This is a genomic window from Arthrobacter sp. Bi26 (genome assembly GCF_918697925.1).
Lineage (GTDB): Bacteria > Actinomycetota > Actinomycetes > Actinomycetales > Micrococcaceae > Arthrobacter.
In genome coordinates, this window is record NZ_CAKKMF010000025.1 from 28599 (window position 1) to 49328 (window position 20730).

Below are 20730 nucleotides of genomic sequence, written 5' to 3' on the forward strand. Positions count from 1 at the left end.
GGGATTTATCCATGAGCGATAAGCGACGCGGCCTCGGCCGTGGACTTGGCGCACTCATTCCAAGTTCCGCCGCGGCTAACGCCTCCGGAAACGGCGCTGCCCCATCCCGGCCCGTGGACCTCTTCTTTCCCGAAGCCCGAAAAAAGATTTCCGACGCCGACTCGGTCCCGGACGTCAACGCCGCCCAGGCCAAGGCGCCGGAGTCCGCCCCCGCCAAGACCGGGGATCCTGTTGATCTCACAGCTGCCGGCACTGATGCCAGCGCAGCTGCCGACGTCGACGCAGCTGCCGGCGCTGCCGGCTCTGGGTCCAAGAAAACTCCCGCCCGGAAGACGGCTCTGCCGAAGTCCTCGCCTGCTGCTGCCAAGCCGGCCGCGGCCGACGCCGGCGAGCAGTTGGCCTTCGAGTCCACCTCGGAGCAGGGCGATGAGCGATCGGTTGAGCTTGTAGAGGTGCCCGGTGTCAGGTTTGCCGAAATTCCGGTCACTGATATCCATCCCAACCGCAAACAGCCCCGCTCGGTCTTCGATGAGGACGACATGGCGGAGCTGGTGCACTCCGTACGGGAAATCGGCGTCCTCCAGCCAATTGTGGTCCGTACCTCAACCGAAGAGGGTGGCGAACCCTACGAGCTCGTCATGGGTGAACGGCGGTGGCGTGCAGTACAGGCCGCGGGCCTGGAAACTATCCCCGCGATTGTCCGTGACACCACCGATGACGACCTCCTTCGCGATGCGCTGCTGGAGAACCTGCACCGTAGCCAGCTGAATCCGCTTGAAGAGGCTGCGGCCTACCAGCAGCTCCTCGAGGACTTCGGAACTACCCACGAGCAGCTGGCGGACAGGATAGGCCGTTCGAGGCCCCAGGTGTCCAACACCCTGCGGCTGCTGAAGCTTCCCCCGCTGGTCCAGCGGCGGGTTGCCGCAAACGTTATCTCGGCAGGTCACGCCCGTGCGTTGCTGGCACTCCCGGACGCCGCGGCCATGGAACGACTGGCGCAGAAAATTGTGTCGGAGGGCATGTCGGTCCGGGCGACAGAAGAAGCCGTCACCTTGTACCAGAGCCCCGCCTCGCCGGCCAAGAACAACATCCCGCGCCCCGGAGCCCGCCACGAACGGCTGGACTACCTGGCGTCGTCGCTGTCTGACCGCCTTGATACCAACGTCAAGATTTCGCTCGGTGCCCGTAAGGGTCGCGTCAGCATTGAGTTCGCGAGCGTCGAGGACCTGAACCGCATCATGGACGTCCTGACGCCTGGAGCGTCCAGCTAGGTCGCCTCTCGCTGAGCGTTTCCCGGAGGGTCTGTTTCACGTGAAACAGACCCTCCTTTTTTGTCGATGCCGGTGCCCTTTGCAAATGCCGGCGCTGCTCGTGCCGGGGATTTCTGCCGGGTGGGATTCCACTATCCTTCGGCCGGGCCCGGGGCCGGGCCTGGGCCGGCCGCGGATTGAGGGCTCGGGTCGTGGGAGCGGTACGTCACCGTGTTTAGTGGCGGAGTCTTTGGGGCGGAGTCTTTGGGGCGCTTCACCGCGGGTAAGGCGGCATTCGCCCCTACCGCCGGAATAGTGAACTGGCCTGATGAATACTGTTGGTTCTCAGCGTAGGTGCACGCGGAATGCGCAGTGTACGGTCCAGACCTTGTGCCGGCGTCCGCGAAATGGGTAACACATCGCCGTACGGGGCGTGAGCGGGGAGGTATGCCGCGGGGCTCTTGGAGTCGCTGAACGGATCTCGTGCGTTCCTAATGACCCTGCAGAGTCCATGCCGCCGCGACCACGTCTCTCCGAAGCCGCCATTACCGTCCCTTTCTGTGCCCATAGGAGAACCTGTTCCGGAGCTGCGGATCAATGTTTCACGTGAAACAGGGCCAGCAAATCCATGCCACAGCACTCACCGAGCCCTCAGGCCTATCCCGTAGGCCAGGCAGTGGACGATGGACGATAGCCGATCAGAGCGGATGGGGCGTTAGTACCGGCTCGAAGACCGGACGTCCGTCGCCCCGGCGGTCAACATCGCCGGGGACTCGGCATTCCGACGGTGCGAGTTCAACGGGGCCGTGCGACTGCAATAGAGCTGGGAATCGGGGGTGGCCCTGGGCCGGGGGTCGACCTCCTGGAGATGATCCACGAGATGTCCGCGGGCTGAATATCGAAGGTTGAGCCGCCCAAAGGAAGGTGTCCATCCCTGGTTGTTCAAACTCCCGGCCTCCGCGTCCGGCCCGGATGTTGGTGCGGGCAGTCGATCACATCGCTCCATCTTCGCCACCAGCAGCAGGCAGGAACAGCCTTCGAGGCATGGCCAGCTCCCGGGTCCGCCGTTAGCCCACGGTAAGAGCTGACGACTTTCGAGTTCGGCGGCAACGTACCTCGCTGCGCGAACTGTGGACGTGCAGCCTGTTGTGGCGGCCTTGAAAGCAGTGTCGGGTCCCGTTGCAGCGCTGCATGGGGGGCAATAGTCGAATGAATGCAGAGCGGGCTGGCGTGCCGCTGAAGTTCCGATCGGTCGGTTTATCGTGGGTTGGGGTCTTCCTGCTGTCGCGGGAATTCGAAAGAGTGCCTGTACCCTCTGATTCCGATGTCTAGTCGTTGAGGCGTCCTCTGGAAGGCAACCGCGGAGATTCGAATGTCACGCTTTGATCAGGCAATGTCGCTGCCACAAAGTCCCTGAGCATGGGTTCCCCGGCGATGTGGCGTGGCCTATGTTTTCGACGCGCTCCGTCCACCGCCGACGGTCCCGGGACCCAGGGCCGAGCGGCACTGTTTCGTGAAGGCGGAGCGGCGGGATTGGCCTGTTGGGCTTGGGCTCCTTGGCGGCCTGTGGGCCGCAACGTGGGCCTCGATATGGAGTTGATGTGGCGCCGACGCCGCAGGAGTACCCGACCTCGCAGCGATGCGACGGAGCACTCCTCTTGGGATGCTGGACAGAATTGCCTGGCATCACGGAGTTCCAAGCCCTCCGGGTCCCTACTCGCTGGCCTTACCGTATTCGACAGCATGCCCGTGATCCCATCCCCTCCTCCAGTAACCGTTCGGGCCGCGCATGTCAGCTTGCTGCGGCACCCCGGCACCCCGGCACCTCGGCACCTCGGCACCTCGGCACGCCGGCACCCCGGGCGCCGTATTCCGGCACCGCGGCACCCCGGGACGCCGTATTCCGGCACCGCGGCACGCCGGCACCCCGGGCGCCGTACGCCGGCACCGTGGCGCGGCGGTACCCAGGCACCCCGGACGCCGCAAGCCGGGCGTCGTACTCCGGGCCGTACTCCGGCACCGTGGCACGCGGGTACCCGGCTCCCCCACCGAGTTCGCAGAGTATGCCGTGCCCGTCAGCCTGTCATTACGGACTATACGAGAGTGCAGCGACATTGATCCGTCACGGGACGCCAGCCACCCTCACTCCCGGCAGGCCTCGGGAGCCCCTGCTGCCAGGAGCCGCGGTGCGTGGGGCTCCCGATACGGAATGCCGGCGAATCGTATCCGGAGGACGCGTCAGTGCCCTGTCGATTCAGAATATTGGACGGTCTCGCCTGCAGCAGCGTCGGTCTGGGCGGGATCGCCCGAGGTGATGAGTCCGCCAGCTGCCACGGTCGGGGATGCGCCCCAGCGTCTTCACGTTCAGATGGACGAGTCCCCTGTGCTTGCGCGTTCGTAGCGGTTAGCCGTGGTCAGGGTAGACGAATCGGAACTTCAATCTGCGGATCACAATCCATGCGCCGTGCGATCCCCGTACGCTGTAGGCTCCGGCCCACTCTTTGCGCCGGCACCCGACGAGGGTCGCGACCCGCCGGGGTTCCAGCGTAATGACCGTCGGCGTCCCGGATGGCCTGTTCACCTTCGGCACCTGAGCCAGTGAGTTGAGCGTTGGTCTGCGCCGGCTCATGCCGTTCGGAAGTCCGGCCACTCGCCCGTCCCAGGACTTCCCGACCCATGGACATGAGGCTCGGTCGGCCCGGGACTTTCCGACATATCGACGTGCGGCTCGGCCGGAACACGTTTGGCTCCGACGCAATACGAGCGGCCGGCCGCCACGCGGTCGACCATCAGGCAGCTTCCATGAGCCGTCCAAACGGCGGCGGGTGGGAGACGAGGACCTCCGAGTGACAAGTGCGTGAACGGATCGGCTCCACTAACCCCGGCGGTCGTCCTCGCTTTCAGGCCCCACGTGTCGACGACGTGCCGTCGCCGTAGACCCGGTCCGCGGCAGCCGGTCCGCGCAAGATGATAATTCGACTTGGCCCCATGGCGAATTGCCGAAGCCGGGTGATCAGACGGGGAGCGGCGGCGCTCCCCGGGTGCTTCTCAACATTCGTGCACGCGCTGGACGCTCTGCCCTAAGTGGTGGGTGGTGTATGTGGGTGAATGGTCTGGTCGTTCGAAGTGACGTGGTTCGGCCAACAGCATTGGTTCCCTGCGAGGTGAGGGACACCCCTTCCAGGCGCTGCGGTGCGGCAGCTGAACGGTGTCAGGAGGAGCGCTCTCGGAGCCGTCCATGGCTACTGGTTCCGGCCAGTGCCCGGTGGATAGAACGGTGGATAGAGCAGTGGATATTGCTGTGGATAACTTTGTGGATTAGTTTCGGACTGAAGCTCCGTGGGAGCGGCTGAATGGGACACCAGCTGCGGTCGTACCGTATGCCTTGATGCTTTGATGGATGCTCGTGATCCGTTTCACGTGAAACATGATCATTCACGGCGGGAACGGGGCCGGAAGCATTGGTGAAGATGTATTAAATCTCCGCTCTAGGGTTAATTTTTCAGGGTACTTGGCTTCTTTTTCCGTCCGGATCCCCAGGGCTTGAATGATTCTTCGCGGCAGAACCAAGGCACCGCGAGTAGCCGGTCAATAGGTCATGGCCTGAGAACCTAGCGACGCTTCTCGGAGCGTCAGTACGTGGGTGTGAATAGTCTCTCAGGGCCTGTGGATAACTGTGTGAATAACTTCTGTGGAGAACGCGGTGGATATCGCGGACGCGACGGTTCCTGCGGGCCAGTGCACGTGCTGGGCGCGCATGAATCGGGAGTGCTTTTGACCTCTATTTGTCGACGCGGACAGCCGCTTAGATGGCGGATACTGTGACGGTGGGTCCTCAAGGCGGTGTCGTCAGAGCAGTGTCGAAAAGCTCAAGGACACGGAGGGATCGAGGATCTCCTTCCGCGGGAGGCGGCAGTGACTACAGTCGGTAGCTCCAGGAGATCCGGAAGCGAAGGGGACGTTGCCCACCTGCCGACCGCTACAACAATACGACTAGTAGCGCACTGACACGAACCTGCGGTTCGGGAGAACGCGCATTCCCTCCTGTCCCCCGCGTGAATAGTCTGCGGACAATCGGCGGGAACAGAACCACTGCCTACCGGTCCCCTCTTCAGCAGACAAGGTGGTGCGGGTTGCCACTAGCCCGGGTAGTTGGAGCGTCGCCAAGGGCTTGAGGGGAGCTCTCGATGGAGCCTGGCCGGAGATGGGCAGCCCGGTTCAGCAGGCGTTGGGCGAGCTGCGACGTACGGACCGGAGACTGCAATGTGACTTAGACGAGGCGGCGACGTACGGACGAATGTCTGAGCCTGCCCGTTGCTGGACCGCCGGTACGAGGGATCACTGGCTGGGGCAAGACGGCGAATAATCGAGAGTCTTCATAGGCCGGCTGACGGGATCCGCCAGGAGCGGGAGCCGATTGCGGACCCGGCGCGGCGAGAAATATCGTCGCCGTACTCGGGGTGGCCAGCCATTGCCAGTGGCAGGGGGCTCCGTCCCTTGCCTTCAATAGGTCGTTGAGTTGTCTTCTATGCGCCTGCCGTGGACTGAACGTGGAGACCTCTTGCCGTGGCCTACTGACGACCCAACCCGGAATTCGACCGCCCATGTTCGGCGCGGGCCATAAATCAGACAACATGGGCCGTCGAGATATCAGTGTGCCTTGGAGATCCTGTTGGCCTTCTCCCCCCGCCGGACCGCGTGCAGTCGAACCGCGATTGACCGTGTGGGGCCGGCCCCAGCAGCACGCCCTCCGCCTGTCGAGCAGGTTCCTAGGCTCTCGGACAGTTGCCTGTGGGCTGCCATGCCGCGGTGTTATGGAGTCTGTCCAGCTCACCCGATGACGGGAGTCTGCCCGGTTACGCTTTCCAATCAGACCTGCCGATTGGTCGCGCGGCTGGTGGGAGCTGGAAGGGGTTCCATCCCCCGTCAGGAACCATATTGCCCTGGTGACGGCCTCCCCTCGGATGGCGCGCAATCCGTTGCCTTGTTTCACGTGAAACCTGGCGATGCTGGAGCTGGGCCAGGTCCCGTTGGGGCCTAGGTGGGGATGGAGATGGAGCGTGGGACATGGAAGGAATTGGGCCCGCAGTCAGCCGAACGATACTGCAGGGAGTGGCAGGCTAGGCGCTATGCCGCGGCGCCCCTCCGCCTGTGGCTAGTTGCTGCCTCGACGCGGTCGGTGCTCAGGAGGCTATGGATGACGACGCAGGCCGGGAGGGGCAACATTTGGCGTCACTGTTTGGATCCCCCGGTGAACGGTAAAGGGGATGTCAGCGCCGTGTCCAAACTAATATCCGAGAGCCAACTGTCGGATCGCCATTTTTCGGCCGTCGTCGATGCCCGGCGTAGGTTCGGTTTCACGTGAAACACCATGACGGCGGCCTACTCGCCCGACTCCACGCGTGGGCAGCGCCGGCATGTTTCACGTGAAACATCTGGTGGACGGGGCTGAGGCCTGCGTGTGATTGGCGGCCGCCAAGAATGACCGGGAACCAAACGTAGAGCTAGATGACGCCAGGGATTGGAACGGCCGCTCTCGTGAATTTCAAGGGTCGACACGTCAGCGCCTGCCAGACTGTTTTCGCCACTAGCTTGGCTCTCGATTCTGTGGAGGAGCCGCGGGGGAAAATCACGTATACCGGCAGTGGCGGAATAGCTACCCCACGTCGAAACTTTGATCCGTTGCTGTGCAGGGCGAGATTCAGTCAAAATGCCCGCGCGGAATGCAGTCAGGACCCTTTGGTGACGCCCCAACCTGCCACCATAGGTCATTCGAGGCGTTGGCTGTGTGTGAGTTGCCCAATAAAGCATCGAATGCCGCCAGCACCACTTCGCCTATAGCCCGGCGATCTGGAACCGTCACCCGGATTCAACGTTTCACGTGAAACCGCTGGGTGCGGCGCGCTAACGACCCTTCGGGGCACCAAGTCACCATAAATCTCCGGCGACAGTGAAGGCTGCGGGTAGCCACGACTAGCACCATGGCCGCAGCGGCAAGAGGGAGGCCGGTTTCCCGAAACTTCTCGTGGCCGCAGAACGGCTGGCATGGACTGCAGAAGCGCGCATGAGCGTCCTGATCCTCATGTTTCACGTGAAACATGGGCATTATGTGAACGCGACAACCAGTGCACCGGCAAACCGTCGCTACAGTACTATTCGCGCACTGGAGCGCCCCCGATAGCAGGCGGAAGCGTCCCTTCTGGGGCAGGAATCGAGAAATACAGCGAGAGTGGCCAGCCGACAGAAAACTGCATCAGCGGGCAACCCCTGAAACTTGCCTTATCAGTTCGAAAGACGTCGCCGTGACCCGGGCAGCCCCTACTACCCTCTGTCAGTCCCCACTCCCCCTCTGTGGACCCTGGACCACAACAAAAAAGGGCCCCCGCCAGAAGGCGGGGGCCACTTTCAGTGAGCTTAGGACAGGACGTCCGCAAATTCCTTCTCAAAGAACTGCTTGGGCCGGGCACCGATAACGGTGCTCTTGACCTCGCCGCCCTGGAACAGGTAGACGGCCGGGATGGAGGTGATGCCGTACTCGGCTGCGATGGCCGGGTTGTCGTCAACATTGACCTTGACCACATCAACCTTCTCGCTGTATTCGACCGAAATCTCGTCAAGAATCGGTCCCAGCTTGCGGCAGGGGCCGCACCACTCGGCCCAGAAATCGACGATGACCGGCTTATCGGAGGCCAGTACATCAGTGCTGAAGCTGGCGTCCGTTACGTCTTTTGCGTTGCTCATAACCTTTGTCTCTCTTCCGTTGGTTGCTGCGCGCCGTTTAGGCGTGGAAATCTGCGAGGTAGTGCTCGACGTCGAGGGCGGCCACACAGCCGGAACCGGACGCGGTGATCGCCTGGCGGTAAGTCGGATCGATCACGTCGCCGGCGGCGAAAACACCCTGGACGCTGGTCTTTGACGTGCGGCCGTCCACCGCGATGGTTCCCTCTGCGGTCAGTTCGAGCTTGCCCTTGACCAGATCGGTGCGAGGATCATTGCCGATTGCAACGAACACTCCGGTCACGGCCAGTTCGGATTCCGCGCCGTCAAGCAGGTTCTTCAACCGCAATCCGGTGACTTTGTCCTGACCCAAAACGTCCTCCACGCCGCTGTTCCACACGAAGTTGATCTTCTCGTGGGCCAAGGCGCGGTCGGCCATGATTTTTGAAGCGCGGAGAGTGTCGCGGCGGTGCACAACGGTGACGGACTTGGCGAACTTGGTGAGGAACAGGGCCTCCTCCATGGCGGAGTCGCCGCCGCCGATTACTGCGATGTCCTGATCCTTGAAGAAGAAACCGTCGCAGGTTGCACACCAGCTGACACCGTGGCCTGAAAGCCGCTTCTCGTTCGGCAGGCCGAGCTCACGGTAGGCCGAGCCGGTGGAAAGAATGATGGACCGGGCCTTGAAGGTCTCCCCTGTGCCGATGGTGACGGTCTTGACGTCGCCGTCGAGGTCCATCTCGGTGACGTCTTCGAACTGGATCTCCGTGCCGAAGCGCGCGGCCTGCTTCTCGAAGTTCTCCATGAGGTCCGGGCCCATGATGCCGTCCGGGAACCCAGGGTAGTTCTCCACGTCCGTGGTGTTCATCAGTTCGCCGCCGGCCGTGACCGAGCCTGCCAGGAGCAGCGGCTTCAAGTTCGCGCGCGCCGTGTACACCGCTGCGGTGTAGCCCGCCGGGCCGGAGCCGACGATGATGACATCACGTACTTCGGAGGCAGTGTTTTCTGCGTTGCTCACTGAACGGTGAACCTCTTCCTTTGTCGAGCGCCCGCCTCGATGGCCGGCCACATGGCACAACTATTGCCGGGCATTGAATATTCCGGCCGAAATGGGCGTCACGAAGCAACACCATTACTCAGGGTACCGGTTTGCCGCGGCCGGGGCCGGAGGCGGCCCCGGATTACAGGGCCGCAACTACACAGGGCCCCTTACCGCCCAGGGCCCCTTATTGCCCAGGGTCGGCTACTGCCCAGGGTCCGCTACTGTACCTTGATCTCGGCAAGGCGCAGGCCGTACCCGTAGCGGGTCTTGGGAGCGGCCAGCTTGGGAAGCGTCTTGATGGACACGATCACGTATTGCGCCGTAACAGGTTCGGACAGAGGCATCGTGAGGTCCGGCGACGTAAAGCTGTTGCTGCCAATCTGCTTCGCGCCGTCCAGGGACGGGCTGTCATTGGTGAAGACGCTGATGCTGCCGCCGGAGGCGCCGAGCTGGCTCAGGGTGACGGAGGAGACTTTGGAGGGGTCCTTCAGCTTGACGACGAGCGGGACCTCGGAGGCAAGTCCGCCCCAGTCCTCCGTGGCGAATTCCATGTCGGACCAGAAGCTCGCGCCGTTCCCGTCAAACGTCTTGGCGAGGTCGGTGTCGTAATTTCCGGCGAAATCGAAGTTGCCGACTCGCGTCACGTCCTCGATGACGGGCGGCCCGGCGGCCGGTGCCTCGCTGGCGGTCGACGACGGTTGCCCCGTGGACTGTTCCGGCGTGCTGGACGACGCGGACGGTGCGGCGGTGGTCTGCGGGCTGCTCTTAAAGAGGCTGCCAAGGTTGGTGACCGCGAAGATGAGGCCCACCACCAATACGGCAGCCAGGAGCCCGCCCACCAGCCAGCGCATGGAGCGCGGTTCCCGGCTGGGCTCGTCTTCGTACTCGTACTCATCCTCGTCGATGGCGGCACGGGCGGAGGCGGGGAAGTTGCCCGGAGCCCGATCCGCAGTGTCGAAACCGGCTCCGGCCAGTCCGGCGGCCGCTGCGGCGCCGCCGTGGTGCTCGGCACCACGCTGGTCATCGCCGGTGTAGTCGTCGTCGGACCACAAGGAAACTTTAGGTGCAGCGGCGGTTGCCGGCTGCTGCGCTGCCGGGTCGGTCTGGCGGGACGCCGTGCCGCCCTGGGCGGGCTGCGGCGCCGTCGTATGTGCCGCGGTCTCTTGCGGTGCGGTTGTGGGGGCTTTGGGGGCCCTGGCGGCTGCTGCTGCAGCCCCGGCTGCCGCAGCAGCGCCAGTCGCGGCGGCGGGCGCCGACGTCGGCCGGGACGGTACTCCGGCGGGAGGTGCCGCGGGGGAAACCGGCGGGTGTCCGGCTGCGGCCTGGGTCTGCCCATAGTTGATGTACCCGGCGTCGACTTCCTCGTCGTCGTAGAGTCCGTCGTAGGTTTCGGGTTCGTGGGAGCGGGCCTGCCCAAAGATTTCGCTGCCCAGGGTGTCCGTGAAGAAAGGTTCCACGTACGGCGGGTTGGACGACACCACAAGATCCAGAAGGTCCGCGGCCGAGGTGTGGTTGGTGATCAGATACGTGGTGGAATCGCTGACGCCGAGGTCAAGGATCTGCACACTGCCGGGACGTTCGCCCGTGGCCACTTCACGGGCACTCTGGGCCACCTGATCGGCGTTGCCCGGGCCGGCGACAAGGATACTCACGGGACGGTTGAGCACCTGGTCCACACCGTCCAGCACCAGATCCTGGTCATGTGAGGTCAGTACGGTGGCAGTGACCTTGTAGCGGCCACCGAGTACTGATCCGACATCGATCGGGTGGGACACGGGCTCCTCCTAGACTGTCCGGGACCTGCCGACGTGGTCACTCTGAGAGCGACCGTGTGCCCTCCGGTAAGCCGGTTGACCGCTGGTCCGCAACTTCCCTTGTTAGTCTTCGATCCTAGCCGATGCTCTGTCCGGGCCGCGTGAGCACGGCGGTTCGAAACGGGGCCGGCTCATTTTTTCTTTTTCCGACTAAACGGGAAATAGGGGTTGTGACCGGCCGGGCCCTGGTAGGTCCGCCGGCCCGGCAAGGGAACATCGCCCCGGCCCAGACCGCCCTGCGCGGTGCTGGGGAGGTCCTCGGCCGGCAGATATCCGCCCTCCGGACCGGACGGACGCCCGTAAGGGAACGAGTCCTCTTCCCGGATGTCGGGGCCTGCTCGGAACGACTCGGCGTCGAACCCGCCGGAAATTCGCGGAATCAGGCCTGTATCCACCGAGGTGGTGGCCCGCTCCGGCGCCCTTCGCACCTCCGGTGCGCCACTTGCCTGCGGCTCGGGGGCGCGGCGCCGGAGCCGCCCCAGCAGCGGCTGCAGGAGATCCTGCAGCTCGGTCACCCGGAAGAGCTTCAGCAGCACGAAGTAGGCGGCCAGCATGACGGGACCGACGACGACGATCGTCACCAGAGCGGCGATCCGGTCGCTCCAGGCGTAGCCGTCCGGGTTGTAGCTGCCCAGCATCCACAGCGCCACGGCTCCGGCCAGAGCCGAACCCAGGGCCGCGTAGCCCATACGGATGTAGGAGCTTGCGATGCGGGGTCCGTCCAGGTGGCCCAGGAGCCGGCGCAGGAAGATCGCGCTGACGATCACGGAGAGGATATTGCCGCCGGTGTAGAGGATGGCGATGGCGAAGATGATCTGGTCGAACGGCAGGAACTGGATCGCGAACGCGGCCGCCACGTTGACCAGCGCCAGGACCAGCTGGATGAAGAACGGCGTCCGGGCGTCCTCGTTGGCGTAGAACACCCTCGACATCATGAAGTTGGCGCTCATGAACGGGGTGCTGAGGGCCAGGATGGTGAGGGTCTGGGCCAGCATGACGCCGTCCTGGCGCACGTTGCCGGAGAAGAACATGCCCAGCGGCCCGGCCAGCGCGAAGAGCGCCAGCGCGCCGAAGACGGTGGCCACGGCCATGGTCCGCAGCCCGTGGGAGAGCGCGCTGCGCAGCCCGGCCCGGTCGCCGTCCTGCGATGCCCGGGTCATCCGGTTGAACAGCACGGTGGCCAGGGACAGGGCAATGATGGAGTGCGGGAGCAGGTACAGCTGGCTGGCCACCTCCAGCACTGCGTTGCCCGGAATGGTGGCCGCCGCGGGGTCCCCCGCTTGTTGGAGGCGCGCCCGTTCCGCGCCCGGGATCGTGGCGATGCGCATGACGTAAAGGAATGCCAGCTGCCCCACGGCGGCCGTCGCCAGGGTCCAGACGCTCAGCTTTGCGGCATGGCCCAGCCCGACGCCGCGCCAGCCGAAGCGCGGCCGCAGCCCCAGCCGGAGCCTAAACACGGGAATGAGCAGGACGGCAGTCTGGGCGACGACGCCGATCGTGGAGAACCCGGCCACGAGAATGGTCTGGGCGGACCCCCAGTTGTCGATCGTGTGGGGATTGGCGGCATTGGCGCCCATGATGGCGATGAACATGCCCAGCCCGGCGATCGCCACGACGTTGTTGACGATCGGCGCCCACATCGCGGGCCCGAAGGCCCCGTGGGCGTTCAGGACCTGGGTCAGCAGGGCGTACAGGCCGTAGAAGAAAATCTGCGGAAGGCACCAGAACGCGAACGACACCGCGAGGGCCTTCTGTTGCGGCGAGTAGCCCTGGGTGGTCAGTTGAATGACCGTAGGCGCCAGCAGCGTGACCAGCAGTGTGAGCACCAGCAGCACCAGGACCGCCAGCGTCAGCAGCCGGCTGATGTAATCCGCACCCTTGTCCGGCGCCTTGCTGGCCTTGATGATCTGCGGTACCAGAACAGCATTGAACACCCCGCCCGCCACCAGCAGGAAGATCAGGTTGGGGAGGTTGTTGGCGTTGATGAACGTGTCATTGACGGAGGAGCCCAAGCCCAGGGCGGCCGCCAGCATCCAAGTCTTGGCGAAGCCCAGGAAACGCGAAACGAGGGTTCCGGCGGCCATGATGGCGCTGGAACGGGCTTCACCGGACTGGACAGCTTTGGAATCGGCGGGGCCGGAGGGTACGGGGGCGGGTTTGGCAGATGACATCGTCTTCATCGTCTCACCCGTGCGGGGCATTAGTCGCTATCGGTGGCCGGGACCGGCCGCTCCTGCGGCCCTTAGCGGTCTTCCGGGAGGACTTCCTTGGCCAGATCCGCGATGCGGCGCTCATTCGGGAAGGACAGCTTGCGGGCCAGCTCCTGGATAGGAACCCACGCGACGTCGACTGCTTCCTTGTCCGGATCGTTCTCGATGGTGAGTTCTCCGCCCGTGGCCCGCAACAAGTAGTGGTGCACGGTCTTATGGACGCGGTGCCCGCTAACGGTGAACCAGTAGTCGATGCTTCCCAGCGGTGCCAGGATCCGGCCTTCGATCCCGGTTTCCTCGGCGATCTCGCGGACGGCAGCTTCCTCGTTGCTTTCCTTGCCTTCCGGGTGCCCTTTCGGCAGGCACCACTCTAGACGGCCGCCGCGGTTGAGGCGCGCGATGATCGCTACCCGCAGGTCGGAGTCGGACATGTCCACCACGACGCCCCCGGCGGAGATTTCCTCCACGGTGGGCAGGGAAGCGTGGCCCGTGTGCTGGACAGGCGCGACATTGGCACCTATTGCCGACGGCAACGGTGCGTTTGTCCTCCTGCCGGGAGCGCTCGGTACGGGATGGGCCATGAGGTCCACTCTAACGACTCTTGCCCGCTGTTGATGACCTAAACATGGCCCTAAAGTGGACGGCCGGGAAAGTCGGCCCGCAGCAGTTCGTACGCAATCGTGACGAACCGGCCGGATCCTCGTGGGTTCCGGTGTGGTGCTGGCGCGGTTTTCTGACAAGCTTAAGTAACTATGGCGCACGCACATCACAAGACTGACTCCCACACCGTTTCTTTCCAGGTGGATCCGGTGGTTCTGGAGCTCGGGCAGCGCTTCGTCGACGCCGGCCACGAGCTGTCCCTCGTGGGCGGGCCCGTCCGTGACCTGTTTCTTGGCCGGATCTCGCCCGACCTCGACTTCACCACTGACGCCACGCCGGACCAGACCGTTGCCCTGATCAAGAAGTGGGCGGATAACTACTGGGAGATCGGGCGCGCCTTCGGCACCATCGGGATGCGCAAGGGCGAGTTCCAGATCGAAATCACCACGTACCGGGCCGACGCCTACGATCCGGAGTCCCGCAAGCCGATAGTGGCCTTCGGAACATCCCTCACGGATGACCTGCTGCGGCGGGACTTCACGATCAACGCCATGGCACTGCGGCTGCCCATGCTGGAGCTCGTCGATCCTTTCGGCGGCGTCCGCGACCTGCACGCCTCGATCCTCAACACGCCGGGACCGCCGGAAACGTCCTTCTCCGATGACCCCCTGCGCATGATGCGCGCGGCGAGGTTCGCGGCCCAACTGGGGGTGTCGGTGCACGCCGAAGTCCGCGAGGCGATGGTCCGGATGGCGGAACGGATCAGCATCATCTCGGCCGAACGTGTGCGCGATGAACTGATCAAGCTCATATGCGCCGCGCAGCCGCGGGCCGGCGTGGACCTGCTGGTCGATACCGGACTCGCGGACCTGGTGCTGCCTGAAGTCTCGGCCCTGCGACTCGAATCCGATGAACACCACCGCCACAAGGACGTATACCAGCACTCGCTCCAGGTCCTGGAACAGGCCGCGGCCCTGGAATCGAAGGCGGACGGCCCGGTTCCCGGCCCGGACTTTGTTTTGCGGTTCGCGGCGCTGATGCACGACGTCGGCAAGCCGGCCACGCGACGGTTTGAACCGGGCGGTGCGGTGAGCTTCCGCCACCACGACATGGTGGGCGCCAAGCTGACCGCGAAGCGCATGAAGGCGCTCCGCTTCGACAACGACACCATCAAGGCCGTGGCCAGGCTCGTGGAGCTGCACATGCGCTTCTACGGTTACGGTGAGGCCGGCTGGAGCGATTCCGCGGTCCGCCGCTACATCACCGACGCCGGGCCCCTCCTGGAGCGTCTGCACCGGCTCACCCGCTCCGACGTCACCACGCGGAACCAGCGCAAGGCGGACAGGCTGTCCTTCGCCTACGACGACCTCGAGGACAGGATCGCGGCCCTGCGGGAGCAGGAATCCCTCGACGCCGTCCGCCCGGACCTTGACGGCGGCCAGATCATGGCCCTGCTCGGTCTCAAGCCCGGTCCCGTGGTGGGCCGCGCCTACAAATTCCTGCTCGAAGAACGCATGGAGCACGGTCCGCTCGATCCCGCCGTCGCCGAATCCCGCTTGCGGGACTGGTGGGCGGCCCAGCCCGAGGCGGCGCCCGCCGGCGCCGAACTTTCCACCACTGAGGAGTCCTAAGTGACTGCACCATCCAACGGCCCCCGCCCCCAACTGTGGATCCTGCGGCACGGCGAAACAGAGTGGTCCAAGAGCGGGCAGTACACCGGGCTCACCGACATGCCCCTCACGGTCGAAGGCGAGCAGCAGGCCGTGGAGGCGCGCAGGGTGCTCGAGACTGTCGACTTCGACCTCGTGCTGACCTCGCCCCTGCGCCGCGCCCGCCGGACCGCCGAACTCGCCGGCTACCCCGACGCCCAACTGGAACCGCTGGCGGTGGAATGGGACTACGGCGACTATGAGGGCATCAGCTCAGACCTCATCCGCAAGGACAACCCGGAATACCTGATCTGGACGCACGGCGTGCCCAACGGTGAGGCGCTCGACGACGTCGCCGCCCGTGCGGACAAGATCGTGGCGCGGGTACTGGAATCGGGCCTGGACAATGTGCTGATCGTCGCGCACGGACATTTCTCCCGCATCCTGACCGCCCGGTGGCTTGGACTCGACCCCCGCGAGGGCCGGCATTTCGTGTTGGGGACGGCCAAAGTCTGCACGCTGGGATGGGATAAGAAGACACCGGCAATCGTGCGCTGGGGACTCTAAAACCGGTTTTAGAACAAAGTCAAAGAAAGTTTATGAATTCGGTAGGCAACTGCCGCATTCATAGTGTATTTTTATTTCTGACCCCAGAGCGACTTGCCGGGGTCACGGCGCACGTCGCCCGGCCAGTCAGCCGGAGCCACGGCAGGACAGAAAAGGAGGTTGGGGAAATGATGATTACTTTGACTAGCGGATGGATGTACTGCACCACCGCCACCCCGGCCTCGTTCGCTGAGCCGCGCCCAAATGTCGGACTGACTGTTTCCTGACCGCTTTCCCGTCCCAGGTAATGCAAGCTGGGACGGGCGGCAGCTGGCTTCCTCAACGGAACGCCTGGTGACAGCAGCCTGAACACGCGGAACCACGCGGTTGCGCAGCCTCCCATAGTTCGGAACCCAGTTTCTTGTTGGGGTTTCAGCGCTGCTGCGTCCTGGGGCCACTCTCCATCGAATAAATTCCCCGTATCCGGAATTCCGGCTTAATTTACAGCCCTAGAATTTCGCGCCTAATTGTCGCGCCCGGAATCGGCTGTTCGAATTCATCGCACCTATGGCTTTATTTGCCGTGCCCAAAATCTGCCGTCCGTTTCACCCGGCCATTCCCCACTAAGTCGCACCGAACCGGTCTGCAAATCCCCCACCAATGAAAGGGCCCCGTGGCTACCGCAACCACCGCTTCAACCCACCGCACCGCCGTACCCGCCGCCAAGACGCACCGATCCAGCCACCGAGGGGAGGTAAAAACCATGATGAACAAGCTCTATACGGTCCTGTTCAGGAAACTGGCGCACAGGGAGTCAACCCGCTTCAACGGCCAACTCCTGGACCAAAGACGAAACGAAACCTTCCTCGCCATGTATCAGGCCGGCCTGATTCGCTGAACCCCTGATCTGCTGACTGCCGGACACTTCCGCCACTGGTGCATGGACCAATCCCGTGCAGGAACGAAGCCCGTTACCGGCAGGACTGTTCGCAGCGAAGGAGAACCTGTGACTGACATCGGAACCGATCCCAGAGGAGCCCGTGCGGCGACGCACGGGCTCCTCCTTTTAAGCCCCGTTCGTCTCCCCCGTTGCCGTGGGGCGGGCGATCCGACGTGCCAGGAACTCCGCAGCGCGGCGTGGGGCAACGGCCCCCGGTAAGCTCGAGGGCATGCAGGAGACAAAGCCGCCGGAGCGCAAACGGGTCCGATTGGTCATCCCGAGCCGCAGCGACCCTTTTCTCCGAAACTTCACGGAACTGGTAGGTGGTCCGTTGGGCCAGCGCTCGGCGCCCGGGATCGTTTCGCCAGGATTCTTCACGGTGGAGCGTGTTCTGGTGATCCTCACAGTCCTCGCCGCCCTGGCCGGGATTCTGCTCAAGAACTTCTGCCGCACCAACGGCTGGGAAACGCCCGGGCAGTTCTACGCCACGTGCTACTCGGACTTTCCGGAACTGTTCCGCAACCGCGGCCTCGGCGATGGCGCCTTCCCCTTCATCACCCAGGGAAGCCTCTTTGAGTACCCCGTGCTGATGGGGCTCATCGCGGGCGCCACGGCACTTCTGGTGCCCGGTGCCGGCACCGGAGACCCCCGTGTCCTTGGCTACTTCGACGTCAATGCCACCCTGATCGCCGCGGTCTGGATTATCACCGTGCTGGCCACAGCACGGACGGACCGGCGGCGGTCCTGGGACGCGGCGATGGTTGCCCTCGCCCCGGGCATCGTCCTCGCCGGCGTCATTAACTGGGACATGTGGGCCGTGTGCATGCTGGCTCTTGGGATGTACTTCTTTTCGCGAAACAAGCTGGTCCTCGCCGGAATCTTCATCGGCCTGGGCACGGCCACCAAGCTCTACCCCCTGTTGATCCTCGGTGCCGTCCTGCTGCTGGCGCTCCGGAGCGGGCGCATCCGGGCGCTCCTGATCACCGCTGGTGCCGCAACCGCGGCCTGGCTGGCGGTCAATGTCCCGGCAGCCGCGGCAAATCCGGACGGCTGGAAGTACTTCTACCAGTTCACGCAGGAGCGGCCGGCGGGCTACAGCTCACCCTGGTTCGCCTACAACCTGGTGGCTGGCCGGCTGGGCTTGAACCCGCTTCAGGCCGAAGCCATCAACTCCCTCGCACTGGACCTGTTCCTCCTGGCCTGCATCCTGATTGCGGTCCTCGCACTGACAGCACCCCGGCGCCCGAGGATCGCGCAGTTGGTCTTCCTGATCGTGGCCGCATTCATCCTGACCAACAAGGTGTACTCGCCCCAGTTCGTGCTGTGGCTGATCCCCCTCATCGCCCTCGCCCGGCCCCGCTGGCGTGACTTCCTCATCTGGCAGGCCATCGAAGCACTGCACTGGGGCGCCGTCTGGATGTACCTCGGGCAGGCGACCAGCGGCGGTTCGACCCAGCACAACATCGATATGCCCTACTACGTCCTGGCAGTGGTGGCCCACATGCTCGCCACCGCCTACCTGATGGCGCGCGTCGCCTGGGACATCTGGGATCCGTCCCACGACGTGATCCGCGGGCACCGGATCGATGATCCGCATGGCGGCCCCTTCGACGGTGCCCCGGACTGGCTGCGGATTGATCTCCGCCGGCCTGCGGCGTCCGTAGTGCCGTGGCGGAAGAGTGCCGTGGCGGAAGGCCACCGCCCATGACTGACGTCGCCGTCGTCGGCTCCGGCCCCAACGGGCTGGCCGCGGCGGCGACCATGGCGCGGGCCGGACTCAAAGTCCACGTGTTCGAGGCGGCTGCCACCCCCGGCGGCGGACTCCGCACCGCCGAACTGATGGAACCGGGCCACTTCCACGACGTCTGTTCAGCCGTGCACCCCATGATTCTGGCCTCACCTTTCTTCCGCCGGTTCGAGCTGGCCCGGCGCGTGCCCCTGGAAGTGCCGGAGCTCTCGTACGGATCCCCGCTCGACGGCGGCCGTGCGGCGCTGGCCTACCGCTCCCTGGACCGCACTGTTGCGGAACTCGGGCGGGACGGCGCCGCCTACCGCCGGCTTATGGAGCCCCTGGTGCGGCGGGTGGAGGGAGTCGCAGACCTGACCCTGAACCAGCTGCTGCGGATTCCGGGAGATCCTCTGGCAGCCGCTGCATTCGGTCTCCGGGCGCTCGAACAGGGCTCGCCGCTGTGGAATGCGAGGTTCAGTCAGGACCTGGCTCCCGCACTGCTGAGCGGGGTCGCCGCGCATACCGTGGCGCCCCTGCCCTCGGTCACCTCGGCCGGCGCCGGCCTCATGCTGGGCGCCCTGGCGCATGCCGGCGGCTGGCCTGTTCCGCGCGGCGGATCGGCCGCGATTGCCCGGGCGCTGACCGCCGATATCGAAGCCCATGGCGGCGTGATCGAGACCGGGAGGCGGATCGCTTCACTCGCGGAGCTGCCGCCGGCCCGGGCCACCCTGCTGGATGTGGCGGCCCCCGCGCTGCTTCACCTGGCGGAGGGCAGGCTCCCGGCACGCTACCGGAGCGCCCTGGCGTCCTTCCGCTTCGGGAACGCGGTCTGCAAGGTCGACTTCATCCTCTCCGGACCGGTGCCGTGGGCGGCGGCCAGCCTCGCCGATGCCGGGACTGTGCACGTAGGCGGCACCAGGGCGGAAACCGCCGAAGCGGAGCGCCAGGTGGCATCGGGACGGCATCCGGACCGGCCCTACGTACTGGTCTCCCAGCCCTCGCGTTTCGATGCCGGCCGCGCCCCGGCCGGCCGGCACATCCTGTGGACCTATTGCCATGTTCCGGCCGGCTCTGCCGTGGATATGAGCGACGCGGTCATGGCGCAACTGGAGCGCTTCGCACCCGGCTTCCGGGACCTGGTGGTCCAGTTCAAGGTGACGACGGCCGCCGGGCTGGCGGCGTACGACGAGAACTACGTCGGCGGGGACTTCGGCGCCGGCCGCATGGACCTTTGGGGCATACTGCGGCGCCCGGTGCTGAGCCCCGTTCCATGGCGGACGCCGCTGCCCGGCGTGTACCTGTGTTCCTCGTCCACCCCGCCGGGTCCCGGCGTCACCGGGATGCCCGGCTTCCACGCCGCCAGGTATGCCCTCCAGGACATGTTCGGGCTCGGCGTACCTGACCTCGGGAACCGGGTCCCCTAACCCAACCGCGGGGCCCCGAAGCCCGTGTCCGCCGCCGCCGACGCGGCCGGCGTCGCCACCATGGAGGACAGCCGTCCGTCGCGCATGCTCGCCACGGCGTCAGTGATCGGGACGAAGTCGGTGTCGTGGGTGACCATGACGGTTGCCACGCTGAATTCGTCCGTGACCTGCCGCAGCAACCGGACGATCGCCTCGCTGCGGTGGTGGTCAAGAGCCGCCGTCGGCTCGTCCACGAGCAGCACGGCAGGATTTCCCATGAGTGCCCGGGCAATGTTGACACGCTGCCGCTGCCCGCCGGAGAGCTGGTGGGGCCGCTTGGCCAAGGCGTGGCCGAGACCCACGAGGTCCAGCAGACCGGCCGCGCGTTCCCCGGCCGCGCGGGCGGCCCCGCCGCGCAGACGCTGGGTGATCACCAGCTGCTCCATCGCCGTGAGGGAGGGCAGGAGGTTGGGCTGCTGGAAGATGATCCCGATCTTGTCCCGGCGCAGTGCGGTGCGCCCGGCGTCGGGGAGTCCGCCGGCGTCCTGGCCGTCGATCACCACCAGGCCGGCGGAGGGCCGGACGAGGGTGGCGGCGACGGCCAGCAGGGACGACTTTCCGGACCCCGACGGGCCGATGAGGGACACAAACTCCCCGGGGTGAACTTTGAGGCTCACGTCGTCCAGGGCTTTGAGGGTGCCGTCTCCGTCCGGGTACTCCAGGGTGACGTTGACAAGGTTCAGGGCAGCGTTGTTCAGGGCGGACTTGTTTACGATGGACTTGTTCAGTGCGGAATTCACGAGATATGCCTTTCGAAGAATATACGGGAC

The 20730-nt window shown here is 65.0% G+C and carries 12 protein-coding genes; 6 read left to right on the forward strand and 6 right to left on the reverse strand.

Annotated elements, in window-relative coordinates; all coding sequences use genetic code 11:
* The first annotated feature begins 11 nt into the window (after positions 1–11).
* Complete coding sequence (locus tag LQV16_RS08890) at positions 12–1271, forward strand: ParB/RepB/Spo0J family partition protein (protein WP_229993524.1); 1260 nt, start codon at positions 12–14, stop codon at positions 1269–1271.
* A 6393-nt stretch (positions 1272–7664) separates the two neighbouring features.
* On the opposite strand, the gene trxA is transcribed toward LQV16_RS08890, so the two are convergent.
* From trxA to LQV16_RS08915, 5 genes are all read right to left on the reverse strand, one after another.
* Positions 7665–7991 (reverse strand): thioredoxin, encoded by a 327-nt coding sequence (trxA, locus tag LQV16_RS08895; protein ID WP_091248528.1) that lies wholly within the window; start codon positions 7989–7991, stop codon positions 7665–7667.
* A gap of 37 nt (positions 7992–8028) precedes the next feature.
* Positions 8029–8985 (reverse strand): thioredoxin-disulfide reductase, encoded by a 957-nt coding sequence (gene trxB / locus LQV16_RS08900; protein ID WP_229993525.1) that lies wholly within the window; start codon positions 8983–8985, stop codon positions 8029–8031.
* A 242-nt stretch (positions 8986–9227) separates the two neighbouring features.
* Entirely contained in the window at positions 9228–10784 is a 1557-nt protein-coding gene (locus tag LQV16_RS08905; RefSeq protein ID WP_229993526.1) for an ABC transporter substrate-binding protein, read from the reverse strand.
* A gap of 170 nt (positions 10785–10954) precedes the next feature.
* Positions 10955–13003 carry a murein biosynthesis integral membrane protein MurJ gene (murJ, locus tag LQV16_RS08910; RefSeq protein ID WP_229993527.1) on the reverse strand — a complete coding sequence of 683 codons (2049 nt, stop codon included), beginning with the start codon at positions 13001–13003 and terminating at the stop codon, positions 10955–10957.
* Between the two features lie 62 nt (positions 13004–13065).
* The gene (locus LQV16_RS08915; RefSeq protein ID WP_229993528.1) at positions 13066–13614 is read right to left on the reverse strand and encodes an NUDIX hydrolase; all 549 of its coding nucleotides are present in this window, start codon (positions 13612–13614) and stop codon (positions 13066–13068) included.
* Between the two features lie 171 nt (positions 13615–13785).
* Between LQV16_RS08915 and LQV16_RS08920 the strand changes: the two genes are divergently transcribed.
* From LQV16_RS08920 to LQV16_RS08940, 5 genes are all read left to right on the forward strand, one after another.
* Positions 13786–15264 carry a CCA tRNA nucleotidyltransferase gene (locus LQV16_RS08920; protein ID WP_229993529.1) on the forward strand — a complete coding sequence of 493 codons (1479 nt, stop codon included), beginning with the start codon at positions 13786–13788 and terminating at the stop codon, positions 15262–15264.
* Positions 15265–15849: a histidine phosphatase family protein gene (locus LQV16_RS08925; protein WP_091560715.1), complete on the forward strand. Its 585-nt coding sequence runs from the start codon at positions 15265–15267 to the stop codon at positions 15847–15849. It begins immediately after the preceding gene.
* Between the two features lie 652 nt (positions 15850–16501).
* Positions 16502–16726 (forward strand): hypothetical protein, encoded by a 225-nt coding sequence (locus LQV16_RS08930; RefSeq protein WP_229993530.1) that lies wholly within the window; start codon positions 16502–16504, stop codon positions 16724–16726.
* A gap of 271 nt (positions 16727–16997) precedes the next feature.
* A complete protein-coding gene (locus tag LQV16_RS08935; protein ID WP_229993531.1) occupies positions 16998–18476 on the forward strand; it encodes a glycosyltransferase 87 family protein in 1479 nt (492 codons plus the stop codon).
* Positions 18473–19921 (forward strand): NAD(P)/FAD-dependent oxidoreductase, encoded by a 1449-nt coding sequence (locus LQV16_RS08940; RefSeq protein WP_229993532.1) that lies wholly within the window; start codon positions 18473–18475, stop codon positions 19919–19921. The genes LQV16_RS08935 and LQV16_RS08940 overlap by 4 nt, the downstream gene beginning before the upstream one ends.
* Here the strand turns inward: LQV16_RS08940 and LQV16_RS08945 are convergent.
* A complete protein-coding gene (locus LQV16_RS08945) occupies positions 19918–20700 on the reverse strand; it encodes an ABC transporter ATP-binding protein (RefSeq protein ID WP_229993533.1) in 783 nt (260 codons plus the stop codon). The two genes, LQV16_RS08940 and LQV16_RS08945, sit on opposite strands and share 4 nt — an antisense overlap.
* Positions 20701–20730 lie beyond the last annotated feature (30 nt).

Bases quoted from the DNA above. Each gene is read 5' to 3' on its own strand.
- LQV16_RS08890 (WP_229993524.1), top strand. From the start codon at position 12: ATGAGCGATAAGCGACGCGGCCTCGGCCGTGGACTTGGCGCACTCATT.
- trxA (WP_091248528.1), bottom strand. From the start codon at position 7,991: ATGAGCAACGCAAAAGACGTAACGGACGCCAGCTTCAGCACTGATGTA.
- murJ (WP_229993527.1), bottom strand. From the start codon at position 13,003: ATGAAGACGATGTCATCTGCCAAACCCGCCCCCGTACCCTCCGGCCCC.
- LQV16_RS08915 (WP_229993528.1), bottom strand. From the start codon at position 13,614: ATGGCCCATCCCGTACCGAGCGCTCCCGGCAGGAGGACAAACGCACCG.
- LQV16_RS08920 (WP_229993529.1), top strand. From the start codon at position 13,786: ATGGCGCACGCACATCACAAGACTGACTCCCACACCGTTTCTTTCCAG.
- LQV16_RS08935 (WP_229993531.1), top strand. From the start codon at position 16,998: ATGCAGGAGACAAAGCCGCCGGAGCGCAAACGGGTCCGATTGGTCATC.
- LQV16_RS08940 (WP_229993532.1), top strand. From the start codon at position 18,473: ATGACTGACGTCGCCGTCGTCGGCTCCGGCCCCAACGGGCTGGCCGCG.